We start from the raw sequence: 15,613 nt of genomic DNA, 5'->3' as shown, positions 1-15,613 counted from the left end.
GAACGCCCTACAGCGACACCCGGACCAGCAGCGGCCGGTGGTCCGACACCCCGGCGTGCGGCGCCGCCGCCGGGCCCACCACGGCCCGCGGCACGCCGACCGCCAGCACGTGGTCGAACTGCACCGCCGGCCGGTGCGCCGGGTAGGTCGGCGTGCGCGCCAGGTCGTACCAGCCCTGCAGCCGGGCCCGCGGCTCGCGCACCCGCCGCCGGCGCGCGGTGCCCAGCCCGGCGCCCAGTGCCGGCCGGGCCCGGCGGGCCGCCCGCAGCTCCCGCACCCGTGCCCGCGGCGCGGTGCGCTCCAGCGCCGTCGCCCCGCCCAGCACCGTGCGCGGCACCGCGCCGATCAGGTTGAAGTCCCCCAGCACCAGGTACGGCTGGGGCAGGTCGGCGATCCAGCGCCGGATCCCGGCCAGCTGCGCCATGTTCCAGCCCGGCACGAAGGACAGGTGCGCGGCCACCACCGTGAACGGGCCGCGCTCGCCCTCCAGCACGGCCGCCAGCGCGGCCCGGGGCTCGTCCGGCACCGGGGTCAGCCCGCGCCGCCCGGCCACCCGCAGCGGCAGTCCGAACGGTGCCGGGGCGAACCGGCGGGCCCGCCAGTGCCGCACCGGCAGCCTGGTCAGCAGCGCCGTGCCGTACGAGGGCGGGGCGCCGTCGCCGACCTCGGCCGGCCCGTACACCCGCAGCCCGGCGGGCCCGGACGGCTCCGGCACCCAGCCGGCCACCGGCGCCGGGCGCCCGTGCAGCGCGGCGGCGAAGCGCCAGTCGCCGGCGCCCATCGCGGCGGCCGCCACCGCCGCCTGGTCGGTGCCGCCCGAGCGCGCCTGGTGCCGGTCCACCTCCTGGAGGGCCAGGACGTCGGCGTCCAGTGCGGCCACCGCCTGCGCCAACGGGGCGCCCGCGTCGGCCGGGTAGGGCAACGGGGTGCCGTCCGGGGCGAGGGGCTGGCCGTGCAACAGGTTGAAGGTGGCGATGCGCAACTGGCTCACACCGCACGACGGTACCGGAGGGGGCGCGGCTTGAGGCCGCAGGGCATACCGGGTATACATACTGAGTATGTCCATCCGCCACGGTCTGCTCGCCCTGCTCGACCAGGGCCCCCGCTACGGCTACCAACTGCGCACCGAGTTCGAGGCGCGCACCGGCGCCACCTGGCCGCTCAACGTCGGGCAGGTCTACACCACCCTGTCCCGCCTGGAACGCGACGGCCTGGTCGAGGCCGCCGGGGAGGACGAGGAGGGCCACCAGTTCTACGCCGTCACCGACGCCGGCCGCGCCGAACTGCGGGCCTGGTTCGACACCCCGGTGCCCCGCACCAGCCCCCCGCGCGACGAACTGGCCATCAAGCTCGCGATGGCCGTGACCGTCCCCGGGGTGGACGTCTCCGCCGTCGTCCAGGGCCAGCGCCGGCACAGCATCAAGGCCCTCCAGGACTACACCCGGCTCAAGGGCCGCGCCCTCGCGGGCGAGACCAGACCCGGCGCCGTCCCCTCCGAGAGCAACGAACTCGCCTGGCTGCTCGTCCTCGACCAGCTGATCTTCCAGACCGAGGCCGAGATCCGCTGGCTCGACCACTGCGAGACCAGGCTCGCCCAGCAGGCCGAACTCCGGCAGGCCAAGGCCGCCGAAGCCGCCCGCGACGGCGCCGCGAAACCCAAGCGGCTCGGCCGCCGCACCCGCGCCTGAGACGCACCCGCAAGCCGTACCCGCGCCCGAGCGGCGCCCGGCCACCCGACACCCGGCCGGCGCCCCGGCGGCGCCCCACCCGTACCCAGCCGTACCCAGCACAAGGGGGGAACCGTGTCCCACACCCAACAGCCCCGGCCGACACCGGTGCTGCACCTGGAGAACGTCACCCGCGTCCACGGCCAGGGCGCCGCCGAGGTCCAGGCCCTGCGCGGCGTCGACCTCAAGGTCCACCCCGGCGAGTTCGTCGCCGTCATGGGCCCCTCCGGCTCCGGCAAGTCCACCCTGCTCACCCTGGCCGGCGGCCTCGACAGCCCGACCACCGGCCAGGTCCTGGTCGAGGGCGTCTCCCTCGGCGGGCTCACCCGCAAGAAGCTCGCCCAGGTCCGCCGCCGCTCCATCGGCTACGTCTTCCAGGACTACAACCTGATACCGGCCCTCACCGCCGCCGAGAACATCTCGCTGCCGCGCGAACTCGACGGCGTCTCCGCCCGCGCCGCCCGCCGCGAAGCCCTCGCCGCCCTGGAGGAGCTCGGCATCCCCGAACTCGCCGACCGCTTCCCCGACGACATGTCCGGCGGCCAGCAGCAGCGCGTCGCCATCGCCCGCGCCCTGATCGGCGACCGCCGCCTCGTCCTCGCCGACGAACCCACCGGCGCCCTCGACTCCACCACCGGCGAAGCCGTCCTCGCCGTGCTGCGCGCCCGCTGCGACGCCGGCGCCGCCGCCATGATGGTCACCCACGAGGCCCGGCACGCCGCCTGGGCCGACCGCGTCGTCTTCCTGCGCGACGGCCGCATGGTCGACGAGTCCGTCAGCCAGGACGCCGCCAGCCTGCTCGTCAGCGCCGCCGCCAACAGCCAGGCCGCCGGCAGCAAGCAGGTGGACGAGTGAAGCCCAGCGCCTGGCGGCTCGCCCTGCGCATCGCCCGCCGCGACGCCCTGCGCGCCAAGGGCCGCAGCGCCCTGGTCGTCGCCATGGTCGCGCTGCCCGTCCTCGGCGTCACCGGCGCCGACGTGTTCTTCCGCAGCGCCACCCTGGAACCCTCCGAACGCGTCGTGCGCACCATGGGCCGCGCCGACGCCCACCTGGAGATGCCCGACCGCGGCGCCTCCATCCTGCAGGCCCCCGACCCGGGCGACCAGTCCTACCGCGTCCTCAGCCCCAAGTACGAGACCAAGGACGGCGCCGCCCCCCAGTACACCCCCGCCCAGCAGCGCGCCCGCGACACCGAACCCGCCCGGCTCGCCCAGCAGTTGCTGCCGCCCGGCAGCACCCTGGTGCCGCACGTCGAAGGCCCGCAGACCGCCGCCAGCAGCACCGAGGGCCTGCTCACCACCCGCACCGGCGAGGCCGACCTGACCGACCCGGTCTGGCGCGGCCTGGTCGACGTGGTCGAGGGCAGCGCCCCCGTGAACGACCAACAGGCTGCCGTCACACGCGAGTTCCTCAACCGCTCCGGCCTGCGGATCGGCGACCGCACCACCGTCCGCGGCCTGGAGTCCAGCCCCTTCACCATCACCGCCGTCGTCGAGTACCCCGGCGACCTCAAGAGCACCGAGATCCTCGCCCGCCCCGGCACCCTGGTCGGCAAGCTCCCGAACGCCAACCCGAACATGGGCTCCGACTCCAACCCCGTCGACCGCTGGCTGGTCAAGCTCCCGGCCGGCGCCGTCCTCGACTGGGCCAAGGTCACCGAACTCAACGGCTACGGCTTCCTCGTGGCCTCCCGCACCGTCGTGCTCGACCCGCCCCCGCGCGCCCAGGTGCCCTACTACACCGAGCTGGACCGGATCCGCGGCGCCAGCGGCACCGCCCTGCTCGACCGCACCTCCGTCGTCATCCTCGGCACCGTCGTCGGCATGGCCCTGCTGGAGATCGTCCTCCTCGCGGGCCCCGCCTTCGCCGTCGGGGCCCGACGCTCGCGCCGGCAGCTCGGGCTGCTCGCGGCCGCGGGCGGTGACCGCGCCAACGTCCGCGCGGTCGTCCTCGGCGGCGGCATCGTCCTCGGCCTCACCGGCGCCGCCGTCGGCCTCGGCCTCGGCATCGGCCTGGTCGCCCTGCTGCGCACCCAGGCCGAGGAGTACTCCGGCGCCCGCTTCGGCCACTTCAACCTCCAGCCGCTCGACCTGCTCGGCGTCCTCCTGGTCGGCCTGGTCACCGGACTGCTCGCCGCCATCGTGCCCGCCGTCCAGGCCTCCCGGCAGGACGTCGTCTCCGCGCTCACCGGCCGCGACTCGCTCAAGCCCCCCAGCCGCAAACTGGCCCTGCTCGGCCTGCTGATGCTCGCCGGCGGCGCCGCCCTCGCCCTGGTCGGCGCGACCAGCGGCTTCTCCAGCCGCACCCTCGCCGTCCTCGGCGGCTCGCTCATCGCCGAACTCGGCATGGTCGCCCTCACCCCGTACCTGGTCGGCCTGTTCGGCAAGCTCGGCCGCTGGCTCTCGCTCGGCCCCCGGCTCGCCCTGCGCGACTCCGTCCGCCACCGCGGCCGCACCGCACCCGCCGTCGCCGCCGTGATGGCCGCCGTCGCCGGCTCCGTCGCCGTCAACGTCTTCCTCGCCAGCTACGACGAGCAGTACCGCCGCGAGTACGCCGCCGCCGGCCCGGCCGGCGCCGTCATCCTCAACAGCGGCTTCGGCAACACCACCGAGGCCAAGCTGCTCCCGCAGATGCGCGACACCGTGGAACGCTCCATCCCCGGCCTCGGCCCGCGCGCCGACGTCTCCCACGTCGACCTCAAGGGCGACTGCCAGTCCGGCTCCTACTGCGGCTACATCCAGGTCATGCCGCCCAAGGAGCGACGCTGCCCGGTCTTCGACCGCGACAGCCCGGCCGGACCGGACGAGATCAAGCGGGTGATGAACACCGACCCGCGCTGCCAGATCCACGAACGCGGCGGCAGCCAGTACGGCGACCTCGCCGCCGGCGACGCCACCCTGCTGCGCAACCTCTACGGCGTCACCGACCCGGCGGCCGTTCAGGCCCTCGCCGCCGGCAAGGCCGTGGTCTTCGACCCGCGCTACTACAAGGACGGCAAGGTAGCCCTGCGGTACACCGAACCGGTCGCCGCGAGCGCCGACGGCTCCGCCCCCAAGCCCAAGGAGACCGAGACCGAGGTCGACGCCGTCCTCGCCCCCTCCGTACTGCCGGCCCCCGGCCAGATCGTCATCACCCCGGACACCGCCACCCGCCTCGGTTTCAGCACCAGGCCGGCCGGCTCGGTCTGGCTCCCCGCGGCCGCACCCTCCGACGGCGACCAGCAGAAGGCCGACGGCGCACTCGCCAAGCTCACCGACCGCACCGTGCTCGACGTCGAACGCGGCTACCAGTCCAAGGCCGGACTCATCGGCCTCGGCCTGGCCGGCTTCGCCGCCCTCGTCGCCCTCGGCGCCGCCGGCATCGCCACCGGACTGGCCGCCGCCGACTCCCAGCGCGACCTGACCACCCTCGCAGCGGTCGGCGCCGAACCGCGCATCCGGCGCACGCTGTCCGGCTTCCAGTGCGGAGTGATCGCTGCCATGGGCACCCTGCTCGGCGTCATCAGCGGCGTCGTCCCGGCCGTCGCCCTGCGCAAGGTCCAGGGACTCGCGGCCGGCTACCCCGGGATCAGCCCGGAGGAGCTCGCCAACAAGGGGGCCGTGGTCTTCCCCTGGGCCACCATCGGCACCACCGTCGTGGTGCTGCCGCTGCTCGCGGCCGGCCTGGCCGCGCTGCTCACCCGCTCGCGGATCTCGCTGCTGCGCCGCACCGGCTGAGGCCCGCCGCCCGGGTGGGACCGGTGCCCGGCCCCGGCCGCCCCCGACCGCCGCGCCCGGCCCCGGCCGCCCCCGACCGCCACCCCTTTGCCACCCCCGTCGCCCCTCCCGGCGGCGGGGGTGACGGAGGTTACAGGCCCGACGGCGTCCGGCACCCGGAGGGCCGGGGCGGGCACCCGCACGGGCGAACTACAGTCGTCGGTATGACGAGTACCCCGGACAGCGCCGTCCGCTCCTACATCGACCAGCACCAGGCCGCCTTCCTCGCCGACCTCTCCGAGTGGCTGGCGATCCCCTCCGTCTCCGCCGACCCGGAGCGCGCCGGCGACGTGCGCCGCTCCGCGGACTGGCTGGCCGCCAAGCTGCGCGGGACCGGCTTCCCGGTGGCCGAGGTGTGGGAGACCGACGGGCTGCCGGCCGTGTTCGCCGAGTGGCCGTCCGGGGACCCGTCCGCGCCGACCGTCCTGGTCTACGGGCACCACGACGTGCAGCCCGCGGCGAAGGAGGACGGCTGGGACACCGAGCCGTTCACCCCGACCGTGGTCGGCAACCGGCTGTACGCGCGCGGCGCCGCCGACGACAAGGGCCAGGTGTTCTTCCACACCCTGGGCGTGCGCGCCCACTTGGCCGCCACCGGCCGCACCGCGCCGGCCGTCAACCTCAAGCTGCTGATCGAGGGCGAGGAGGAGTCCGGCTCGCCGCACTTCGCCGACCTGGTCCGGCGCGAGGCCGGCCGGCTGGCCGCCGACGTGGTGGTCATCTCCGACACCGGGATGTGGTCCGAGACCACCCCGACCGTCTGCACCGGCATGCGCGGCCTCGCCGACGCCCAGCTCGACCTGTACGGCCCGGACACCGACATCCACTCCGGCTCCTTCGGCGGCGCCGTGCCCAACCCGGCCGAGGTCGCGGCCGAGCTGACCGCCGCCCTGCACGACGCCGACCGGAAGGTCGCGATCCCGGGCTTCTACGACGGGGTCGTCGAGCTGACCGAGCGCGAGCGCGAGCTGTTCGCCGAACTGCCCTTCGACGAGGCGCAGTGGCTGCGCGTCGCCAAGTCGTACGGCACCCGCGGCGAGGCCGGGTACTCCACCCTGGAGCGGGTCTGGGCCCGGCCCACCGCCGAGGTCAACGGCATCTGGGGCGGCTACACCGGCCCCGGCGGCAAGACCATCGTGCCGTCCTCGGCGCACCTCAAGCTGTCCTTCCGGCTGGTCGCCGGGCAGGAGGTGGAGAAGGTCCGCGAGGCCGTCCGGTCCTGGGTCGCCGAGCAGGTCCCCGAGGGCATCCGGTACGAGCTGGTCTTCCCCGGCGCGACCCGGCCCTGCCTGACCCCGCTGGACCACCCGGCGCTGCAGTCCACCGTCCGCGCGATGGGCCGCGCCTTCGGGCAGAAGATCCTCTTCACCCGCGAGGGCGGCTCCGGCCCCGCCGCCGACCTCCAGGACGTGCTGGGCGCACCGGTGCTGTTCCTCGGCATCTCGGTGCCCTCGGACGGCTGGCACTCGGTCAACGAGAAGGTCGAGCTGGACCTGCTGGCCAAGGGCGTCGAGACCGCCGCCTACCTGTGGGGCGACCTGGCCGAGAACTTCCGGCCCGGCGCGTGAGCCGCCGCGCCCGCGGAACAGCAGTCAGATCACTCATCCGGATGATTCACCACGTGGGGATGGAACGACGTGAGCACCGAGCCTGAGACCGAGCGCCCGCGAGCCCTGGCCCTGGCCAGGGCCGGGGTGGAGCGGGCCGCCGAGCACCGGTTCGACGAGCCCTGGCTGGCCGCCGCCTGGAGCCACCCCGCCACCCGGGTGCTGCCGATCGCCGGCGGCGAGGCCTTCGTCGTGGACACCGCCGAGGGCACCGAACTCGTCCTGCTGCCCTCCTTCGAGGCGCCGCAGACCGGGGACCGCTACTTCCTCGGCACCGACCGGGACGGCGTCTCGTACTTCGCGCTGGCCGGCGAGAGCCTGCCCGGCCGGCTGGACGGCGACGCCCGCCCCGCCGGGCTGCGCGAGGTCGGCGCGATGCTGTCCGACCGGGACTCCGGGCTGCTGGTGCACGCCGTCGCCCTGGAGCACTGGCACCGGCTGCACAGCTTCTGCTCGCGCTGCGGCCACCCCACCGAGAAGGCGGGCGCCGGGCACGTGCGGCGCTGCACCTCCTGCGCGGCCGAGCACTACCCGCGCACCGACCCGGCGGTGATCATGGTGATCACCGACGAGCAGGACCGCTGCCTGCTCGGCCGCCAGGCGCTCTGGCCGGAGGGCCGCTGGTCCACGCTGGCCGGGTTCGTCGAGCCGGGGGAGTCGATCGAGCAGGCGGTCGCCCGCGAGGTGCACGAGGAGGCGGGGGTGCGGGTCGGCGAGGTCCGCTACGTCGCCAGCCAGCCCTGGCCGTTCCCGTCCAGTCTGATGCTCGGCTTCACCGGCAAGGCGCTGCCCGGCGGCACCGAGATCACCGTGGACGGCGAGGAACTGGCCGAGGCGCGCTGGTTCTCCCGCGAGGAACTGCGGGCCGGGATGGAGGCCGGGGAGATCCTGCCGCCCTCCGGCATCTCGATCGCCCGCCACCTGGTCGAGCTCTGGTACGGCGAGCCGCTGCCCTCGGCGGCGCGCTGGTAGTCCCGGTATTCGGCCGTCCGGTCGTCCGGTCGTCCGGTTGTCCCGTCATCCGGCTATCCCGTCGTCCGGTCATCGGGCGATCCGGTCATCCGGTACGGATTTCCGGGACGCCCGAGGAGAAGGGGGCGCGTGGCTCTTGCCGCGCGCCCCCTATTTCCTTTTCGAGCTCTTCCCGAACCCGCCACGATCGTCTGTTCGTAACCGGACGGGCCAGTTCTGCTACCGCGGGGCACTCCGGCGCCCCCACCGTCAACCCGCGCGGACGACATTGCCGGAAACGGCTGAAACCGCGTCACCGCGCTCGCTACATTCACTCGGGTGACAATCCCCCGGGGCTCCGCCCAATCCCCCAAATACCAGCGCCTCGCCGCCGACCTGCGCCGCCGGATCGCCGAAGGCGAGTTCACCGCAGCCGCCGCCCTCCCGGTCGAGAGCGAACTGGAACGCCAGTACGGCGTCGCCCGCAACACCGTCCGCCTCGCCGTCGACGTCCTGGTCAACGAAGGCCGGCTGGTCCGCCTCCAGGGCAAGGGCACCTACCTGCGCGAACACCCCGTGCTCGACCACCGCGCCTACGGCCCCACCCTGACCCCGGCACCGCGCGACTGCCTCGCCGCCCCCTCCACCGTCTACCTCGGCGAGGCCGCCGAAGCCGGGCGCGAACTCAGCACCGACTTCGAGATGATGATCGTCCGGGCCCGCGTCGACATCGCCGAACGCCTCGGACTGCGCCCCGGCGAGGCCATCGTCGTCCGCCGCCAGCTGCGCCTGCTCGACCGCGAGCCGTACTCCATCGAGGAGAGCCACTACCGGGCCGGACTCGCCGCCGGCACCCCGCTGATGGAACCCGACCCCGTCGAAGGCGGCGACGAAGCCGTCCTCGCCACCCTCGGCCGCACCGAGATCGGCGCCGTCGACCACCTCGTCGCCCGGATGCCCGGCCCCGAGGAGGCCCAGTGGTTCCAGGGCGGCCCCGGCGTCCCGCTGATGGTCCAGACCCGCGTCACCTACGACCGGCGCGGCCCCGTCCGGGTCATCGAGACCCGCTACTCCGCCGACCGCAGCCGACTCGTCTACGGCATCGGCGACCTCGGCGCGCGCACCAGCCTGCCCGCCCCCGCCGCCCCCGTCGACCCCGCCCGGGCCGACGCGCAGTGACGCGCGCCGACCCCGGCGGACCCGGCGACCCAGAGTGGACCGGGGCGGATCCCGGCGGACCCGGGCGGACCGTGGCGGGTCAGGCCGCGAGGGCCTTCTTGACCTGGATCAGGCTCGGGTTCGTCATCACGACCTGCTCCCCGCCGCCCACCGGCTGCACCAGCACCGTCGGCACCGTCTGGTTGCCGCCGTTCACCGACTCGACGAACGTCGCCGACGCCGGGTCCTCCTCGATGTTGATCTCGGTGTAGCCGATGCCCTCGCGGTCCAGCTGGCTCTTGAGCCGGTTGCAGTAACCACACCAGGTCGTGCTGTACATCGTCACGCTGCCGGACATCGAGGGGGCTCCTTCGAAAGAGGGGTTCGTACGTTCTGACAGCCGCAACGTCCACCGGGTGGCAGTCATTCCGGCCCCAGGACGCACGGAGCAGAGCGATCATCCTGCGATCGCACCGGGCCTGTGGACAACCCCGCCCCCGTTGTCCCAGCGGGCTGAGAGGATGGAACGCATGCAGGAAGACCTCTTGAGCGGCAGCCCCTACGACGGCCCCCACGGCTCCCCCTGGGCCGACCCCGGCACCGCCACGGGCCCCGACGCCGTCCTCGCCGGGCTCGACCCCGAACAGCGCGCCGTCGCCACCGCCCTGCACGGCCCCGTCTGCGTCCTCGCCGGCGCCGGCACCGGCAAGACCCGCGCCATCACCCACCGGATCGCCTACGGCGTGCGCAGCGGTGTCTACCAGCCCCAGCAGGTCCTCGCCGTCACCTTCACCGCCCGCGCCGCCGGCGAGATGCGCGGCCGGCTGCGCCAGCTCGGCGCCGACGGCGTCCAGGCCCGCACCTTCCACGCCGCCGCCCTGCGCCAGCTCCAGTACTTCTGGCCCCGCGCCGTCGGCGGCCCGGTGCCCCAACTGCTCGAACGCAAGGTCCAGCTCGTCGCCGAGGCCGCCGGCCGCTGCGGACTGCGCGTCCAGCGCACCGAACTGCGCGACCTCACCGCCGAGATCGAATGGGCCAAGGTCACCCAGACCGCCCCCGAGGACTACCCCGCCGCCGTCGCCAAGTCCGGCCGCGAAGCCCCCCGCGACCCGGCCGAGACCGCCCAGGTCTACCGCGTCTACGAGGAGACCAAGACCCGCCGCGGCAACATCGACTTCGAGGACGTCCTGCTCCTCACCGCCGCCATCCTGGAGGACCGGCCCGACATCGCCGACCAGGTCCGCAGCCAGTACCGGCACTTCACCGTCGACGAGTACCAGGACGTCTCCCCGCTCCAGCAGCGCCTGCTCGACCGGTGGACCGGCGACAGCGGCGGCGCCAGCCTGTGCGTCGTCGGCGACGCCAGCCAGACCATCTACTCCTTCACCGGCGCCACCCCCGACTACCTGCTCAACTTCCGCGGCCGCCACCCCGAGGCCACCGTCGTCAAACTCGTCCGCGACTACCGCTCCACCCCCCAGGTCGTCCACCTCGCCAACGGACTGCTCTCCCAGGCCCGCGGCGAGGCCGCCCGCCACCGCCTCGAACTCGTCTCCCAGCGCGAGGCCGGCCCCGAACCCGTCTACACCGAGTACGAGGACGAACCCACCGAGGCCGAGACCACCGCCCGCCGGATCAAGGACCTCATCGCCGCCGGCGTGCGCGCCAGCGAGATCGCCGTCCTGTTCCGCACCAACGGCCAGTCCGAGGTCTACGAGCAGGCCCTCGCCGACCTCGGCGTCCCGTACCAGCTCAAGGGCGCCGAACGCTTCTTCGAGCGCCCCGAGGTCCGCGACGCCGGCGTCCTGCTGCGCGGCGCCGCCCGCGCCGCCGCCGACCCCCTCACCGCCGGCGCCCCCGACCTGGCCGGCCAGGTCCGCGCCGTCCTCGCCAGCCGCGGCTTCACCCCCGAACCGCCCGCCGGCTCCGGCGCCGTCCGCGACCGCTGGGAGTCCCTCGCCGCCCTCGTCCGGCTCGCCGAGGAGTTCGAGCGCACCCGCACCGCCGAAGGCCTGGACACCGACCTCGCCGCCTACGTCGCCGAACTCGACGCCCGCGCCGCCGCCCAGCACGCCCCGGCCGTCGAAGGCGTCACCCTCGCCTCCCTGCACGCCGCCAAGGGCCTCGAATGGGACGCCGTCTTCCTCGTCGGCCTCACCGAGGGCACCCTGCCGATCATCTACGCCAAGACCGACGAACAGATCGAGGAGGAACGCCGCCTCCTCTACGTCGGCGTCACCCGCGCCCGCAAGCACCTCAGCCTCTCCTGGGCCCTCTCCCGCTCCCCGGGCGGCCGTGCCTCCCGCAAGCCCAGCCGCTTCATGGACGGGCTGCGCCCCGGCTCCACCGCCCCGGGCGCGCGCCCCGGCGCGCGGGGCGGGCGGGGGGGCGTCGAGCCCGGCGAGCGCTCCGCCGCCCGGCGGGTCCGCGGCCCGGTCAAGTGCCGGGTCTGCGACAAGGCGCTCACCGACGCCGTCGAACGCAAGCTGCGCCGCTGCGAGGACTGCCCGTCCACGATGGACGAGGCGCTCTACGAACGCCTGCGCGACTGGCGGGCCGCGCAGGCCAAGGGGCAGGGCGTCCCGGCGTACGTGGTGTTCACCGACGCGACGCTGATGGCGATCGCCGAGGACGTGCCCGCGAACCGGCAGGAACTGGCCCTGATCTCGGGGGTCGGCGCCATGAAGCTGGACAAGTACGGGGCCGCCGTGCTCTCGTTGTGTGCGGGGGAGGAGCCCGAGGAGGATTCGGACGGCGTCGAGGACGACGGTCCGGTCGATCCGGCGTGAGCCGGCACGGGCGCGGTCCAGGGGACTGCTCGGGGGACTTCGCAACCGCCGCGGAACGTCGCGCGGACCGCGCCGTCGATGGCGCCGCGTGAACTCGCGTGAAAAATAGTTTGCGCGGCATACCGGGAGCGCAATAGCCTGCCGGAGCGGTCAAGGGGACGCGGTCGCACGGGGTGAGACCTGTGCCGATTCCCCACGCCACACAGCTTCACCCGCTTCACGCTTCACCAGCTTCACCGAGACAGACATCCGAACATTCGGAGCCAGGGAAACCAGGCTCCGCGAGACGCCGAGAGGAGGCGAAGACAGTGGGAAACATCATGATCACCAAAATGACTGGCCAGACCGTTGTCGCTGCCTCCCTGCGTGCCGCCCGTCTGCGGGCGCTCGCCGAGCTCGGTGGAACCGGTCTGGGTCTCGACACCACCGGTGTCTCCGTCGCCTCCGCTGTCAGTGGTCTTGGACACACTGATCTGTGCCCCACGGGCGGCAGGAGTGTCGAAGGCATCGTCGTCGAGACCGGTCTGTCCCGTGGCTGGGCGCAGGTCGGCACGTCGCGCCCCGAGTGCGACCAGCGACCGCTCCAGGCACCGAAGTCAGTCGTAATCGCCGCGATGCATGGCGACTATGCGCAGGCCGTCGGTGCCGGAAACGCCCAGAAGCAGAACGAGCAGCAGATCAACCAGGCCAAGGCCGCCTTTATCGGCGCCGAGGCCGTCCGGATGCGGGCCTTCCGCGGGCCTGAACCCTGGAGAGAACGAACCTGAGTCAGCCTCAGGTCGGCACCTCCAGGGCCGCGGAACCCGTCACACCGGGATCCGCGGCCCTTCTGTTTTGTCCGGTACGCAAGACCACCCAGGCCCTCCGGGGCCTCCGGCCCAGCACCACCAGTTCCCTGGGCCGGAACCACTGAGAAGACGAGGAAGACGCCCACAGTGTCCACGGTCATCACGCCGCCCATCCCGTCCGTACCGCCGACAAGCCAGATCACCAAGGCCGACCAGGCCGACCCTCCGGAGGTTCCGTTCATGCAGCTCAACTCGATCGAGCAGGCCGAGGCGCTCGGTTTCCCCATCCCCTGCCGCGCCTTCGACCCCGAGGTCTTCTTCGCCGAGACGCCCGCCGACGTCGAGTACGCGAAGTCCCTCTGCGGCACCTGCCCGGTGAAGGAGGCCTGCCTCGCGGGCGCCCTGGAGCGGCGCGAGCCGTGGGGCGTCTGGGGCGGCGAACTGTTCGTCCAGGGTGTCGTCGTGGCCCGCAAGCGGCCGCGTGGGCGTCCGCGCAAGACCGAGGTCATGGCGTGAACCCCGCCCACGACGCCAGGGCAGTCCGCCGGGGAGAGCAGCCCCCGCTGGACAGCGCCCTCCGCCGGTCCGTACGGATCGCCGCCGCCAAGGCCGACGCAGCAGCCCGCACCGTCCCATTTCCGAGCACGCACCACGAGCAGGACCACCACATGACCCCCGCCGCCATCGATCCGACCGTCCGCGCTGAGCAGACCACCGAACTTCAGATCCAGAACAGGACCCTCGAAATGCAACTCCTGCATGAATCCCTGGCCCGTGCCCATATGCAAGACAGGCTCCACGAGGCCGAGGAACAACGCCTCGTCAGCCGGGTCGTCCGGGCCCGCAAGCTCCGGCAGCGGGCCGAGCGGGCCTCGCTGCGCGCCCGCAAGGCGCTCGCCGTCGCGCTGATGTAGCGCCGGCACAGGCGGTTCGCCGCCGATCCGATTGACCCCCGTCGTGCCGCAGGCCGCCCCCCGTAACGGGGAGCGGCCTGCGGCCGTTGTGCTTGTGCGCGGCGCCCGCCCTCGGGGGGTCGGCTCAGTCGCGGGCGGGCTTGGCGGCCTTGGGCGGCTTCGCGGACTTGGTGGGCTTGCCGGGCGGGGCGGACGCGGTGCGCTTCGCGTGCTCGGCCGGGCCGCCCGCCCCGGCGGGCTTCGCGGGGCGCTCACCGGAGAACTCGGGCAGCCACTCCAGCATCTCGGCGCGGAACGGCGCCTTGGCGCCCAGCTGGCACAGCACCCCGATGGTGCTCAGCGTCACCCGGTGGATCAGCAGGTACGAGGGCGGCAGGTTCAGCTGCTTGCCCAGGTTGTAGGCGGGCGAGCGCGGATCGGCGATCCGGGCCGCCTGGGCCCGCATCCAGACCCGGGTGAAGTGGAAGCTGTCCACCGCCGCCGGCTCGATGATCGGCAGCAGGTAGTCCAGCACCGCGTCCGGGTCCAGCTCGATCGAGGGCTTCACGAAGCCCTCCTCGCGCAGCATCGTCAGCACGCCCGCCGCGTCGCCGTCCAGGGCCATCCGCAGCGAGGCCCCGATCGGCGCGGGCAGCCCGCCCGGCACACGGTCCACGGTGCCGAAGTCCAGCACGCCCAGCCGCCAGCCCCCGATCGGGCCGTCGTCCTTCAACAGCCGGAAATTGCCCGGGTGCGGGTCCGCGTGCAGCAGCCCCGTCCGTGACGGGCCCGCGAACAGGAACCGGGCCAGCAGCTGCCCGGCGCGGTCGCGCTCCTCCTGGGTGCCGTTCGCGATCACCTCGGACAGCGGAGTGCCATCCATCCACTCGGTGATCAGCACCTGGTCGGCCTGCGCCACCACGACCGGCACCACGATGTCCGGGTCACCCGCGAACTCCTCGGCGTGCCGACGCTGGGCCTGGGCCTCCAGCTCGTAGTCCAGCTCCTCCGAGACGCGCTCGCGCAGCTCGGTGATCAGCGGCTTGATGTCCAGCCCGGGGATCAGCGGGCCGAGCAGCCAGGCCACCCGGGACAGCTGGGAAAGATCGGCGAGCAGGGCCTCGCCCGCACCCGGGTACTGCACCTTGACGGCGACCCGTCTGCCGTCGTGCCAGACCGCGCGGTGCACCTGGCCGATCGAGGCGGCCGCCGCCGGACGGTCGTCGAACTCCAGGAACAGCTCGCGCCAGCCCTCCCCGAGCCGCTCGGCCAGGGCGGTGTGCACCTTGGCGGCGGGCATCGGGGGAGCGGCGTCCTGCAGCTTGGTGAGCGCCGCCCGGTACGGACCGGCGACCTCCTCGGGCAGCGCGGCCTCGAAGACGGACAGCACCTGCCCGAACTTCATCGCCCCGCCCTTGAGCTCGCCCAGCACCTTGAACAGCTGGTCGGCGGTGGCCTGCTGGAGCTCGGCCGTCACCACCTCGGCGGACCGGCCGCCGATGCGCCTGCCCAGTCCGAGCGTGGCGCGACCGGCTATGCCCAGCGGCAGGGCGGCGAGCCGTGCCGTTCGGGTCACTGCCTTGCGCGGAAGATCGCTCACCCGGGCCTCCAATCCCCTGGCCCCCCGACGCCGGACGGGCCACCGTCACTAGGCCATTGTGCCCGGTTCGCGGGCTGGGTCCGGTGGTATTTCGTGGGGGGCTTTCGGGGCTTCGCTCCGTCGACACTCCGGGGGCCCGCCCCCTCCCCCCCCGCCCCCCACCCTCCTCCTCCCACCTCACCCGCCGCCCGCCCACCCCTCCACATCGCGCGCTCACCCCGTCCCTCGGAACAGCGGCTCCCGCTCTCACCCGGCCCGGGGGGGGGGGGGGGGCGCCGGCGGGGGGGGGGGGGGGGCGGCGCGCCAGAGCCCGAGTCCCCGCGCGCGCGCCGGCGGCGCGCGCGG

Annotated in this window: 13 protein-coding genes; 10 read left to right on the top strand and 3 right to left on the bottom strand. The window is 74.1% G+C overall.

Going from position 1 to position 15,613, the window contains the following annotated elements:
* Positions 1-7: 7 nt before the first annotated feature.
* Positions 8-991, bottom strand: a complete 984-nt coding sequence (locus ACFWXO_RS24345) for an endonuclease/exonuclease/phosphatase family protein (protein WP_375884847.1) — start codon at positions 989-991, stop codon at positions 8-10.
* A 67-nt stretch (positions 992-1,058) separates the two neighbouring features.
* Between ACFWXO_RS24345 and ACFWXO_RS24340 the strand changes: the two genes are divergently transcribed.
* The 6 genes from ACFWXO_RS24340 (at position 1,059) to ACFWXO_RS24315 (ending at position 9,219) form a co-directional block, all read left to right on the top strand.
* A complete protein-coding gene (locus ACFWXO_RS24340; protein ID WP_375884850.1) occupies positions 1,059-1,688 on the top strand; it encodes a PadR family transcriptional regulator in 630 nt (209 codons plus the stop codon).
* A gap of 114 nt (positions 1,689-1,802) precedes the next feature.
* Positions 1,803-2,582 carry an ABC transporter ATP-binding protein gene (locus ACFWXO_RS24335; protein WP_380525890.1) on the top strand — a complete coding sequence of 260 codons (780 nt, stop codon included), beginning with the start codon at positions 1,803-1,805 and terminating at the stop codon, positions 2,580-2,582.
* The gene (locus ACFWXO_RS24330; protein ID WP_380525888.1) at positions 2,579-5,443 is read left to right on the top strand and encodes an FtsX-like permease family protein; all 2,865 of its coding nucleotides are present in this window, start codon (positions 2,579-2,581) and stop codon (positions 5,441-5,443) included. The genes ACFWXO_RS24335 and ACFWXO_RS24330 overlap by 4 nt, the downstream gene beginning before the upstream one ends.
* 203 nt (positions 5,444-5,646) lie before the next feature.
* On the top strand, positions 5,647-7,050 hold the full coding sequence (locus ACFWXO_RS24325) for a dipeptidase (RefSeq protein WP_380525887.1): 1,404 nt from the start codon (positions 5,647-5,649) through the stop codon (positions 7,048-7,050).
* A gap of 69 nt (positions 7,051-7,119) precedes the next feature.
* A complete protein-coding gene (nudC, locus tag ACFWXO_RS24320) occupies positions 7,120-8,061 on the top strand; it encodes an NAD(+) diphosphatase (protein ID WP_375884860.1) in 942 nt (313 codons plus the stop codon).
* Positions 8,062-8,379: 318 nt separating this feature from the next.
* Positions 8,380-9,219, top strand: a complete 840-nt coding sequence (locus ACFWXO_RS24315; RefSeq protein ID WP_375884861.1) for a GntR family transcriptional regulator — start codon at positions 8,380-8,382, stop codon at positions 9,217-9,219.
* 79 nt (positions 9,220-9,298) lie between these two features.
* Here ACFWXO_RS24315 and ACFWXO_RS24310 read toward each other — a convergent pair whose 3' ends face one another.
* Positions 9,299-9,556, bottom strand: coding sequence for a mycoredoxin (locus tag ACFWXO_RS24310; protein WP_375884862.1), 258 nt, complete (start codon positions 9,554-9,556; stop codon positions 9,299-9,301).
* 163 nt (positions 9,557-9,719) lie between these two features.
* Here ACFWXO_RS24310 and ACFWXO_RS24305 point away from each other — a divergent pair, with 163 nt between their 5' ends.
* The 4 genes from ACFWXO_RS24305 (at position 9,720) to ACFWXO_RS24290 (ending at position 13,689) form a co-directional block, all read left to right on the top strand.
* Entirely contained in the window at positions 9,720-11,987 is a 2,268-nt protein-coding gene (locus ACFWXO_RS24305) for an ATP-dependent DNA helicase UvrD2 (protein WP_380525885.1), read from the top strand.
* 308 nt (positions 11,988-12,295) lie between these two features.
* Positions 12,296-12,754 carry a hypothetical protein gene (locus tag ACFWXO_RS24300; protein ID WP_380525883.1) on the top strand — a complete coding sequence of 153 codons (459 nt, stop codon included), beginning with the start codon at positions 12,296-12,298 and terminating at the stop codon, positions 12,752-12,754.
* 168 nt (positions 12,755-12,922) lie between these two features.
* Positions 12,923-13,291 (top strand): WhiB family transcriptional regulator, encoded by a 369-nt coding sequence (locus ACFWXO_RS24295; RefSeq protein WP_375884869.1) that lies wholly within the window; start codon positions 12,923-12,925, stop codon positions 13,289-13,291.
* Positions 13,288-13,689, top strand: a complete 402-nt coding sequence (locus tag ACFWXO_RS24290; RefSeq protein ID WP_360244644.1) for a hypothetical protein — start codon at positions 13,288-13,290, stop codon at positions 13,687-13,689. The genes ACFWXO_RS24295 and ACFWXO_RS24290 overlap by 4 nt, the downstream gene beginning before the upstream one ends.
* Positions 13,690-13,813: 124 nt before the next feature.
* Here ACFWXO_RS24290 and ACFWXO_RS24285 read toward each other — a convergent pair whose 3' ends face one another.
* Entirely contained in the window at positions 13,814-15,268 is a 1,455-nt protein-coding gene (locus tag ACFWXO_RS24285) for an ABC1 kinase family protein (RefSeq protein WP_380525881.1), read from the bottom strand.
* Between the last annotated feature and the right edge of the window lie 345 nt (positions 15,269-15,613).

Source organism: Kitasatospora sp. NPDC059088 (genome assembly GCF_042738155.1).
Lineage (GTDB): Bacteria > Actinomycetota > Actinomycetes > Streptomycetales > Streptomycetaceae > Kitasatospora.
The sequence above is the reverse complement of the archived record's forward strand: the minus strand, read 5'-3'. Positions and strand labels throughout refer to the sequence as shown.

Bases quoted from the DNA above. Each gene is read 5' to 3' on its own strand.
- ACFWXO_RS24340 (WP_375884850.1), top strand. From the start codon at position 1,059: ATGTCCATCCGCCACGGTCTGCTCGCCCTGCTCGACCAGGGCCCCCGC.
- ACFWXO_RS24325 (WP_380525887.1), top strand. From the start codon at position 5,647: ATGACGAGTACCCCGGACAGCGCCGTCCGCTCCTACATCGACCAGCAC.
- ACFWXO_RS24310 (WP_375884862.1), bottom strand. From the start codon at position 9,556: ATGTCCGGCAGCGTGACGATGTACAGCACGACCTGGTGTGGTTACTGC.
- ACFWXO_RS24305 (WP_380525885.1), top strand. From the start codon at position 9,720: ATGGAACGCATGCAGGAAGACCTCTTGAGCGGCAGCCCCTACGACGGC.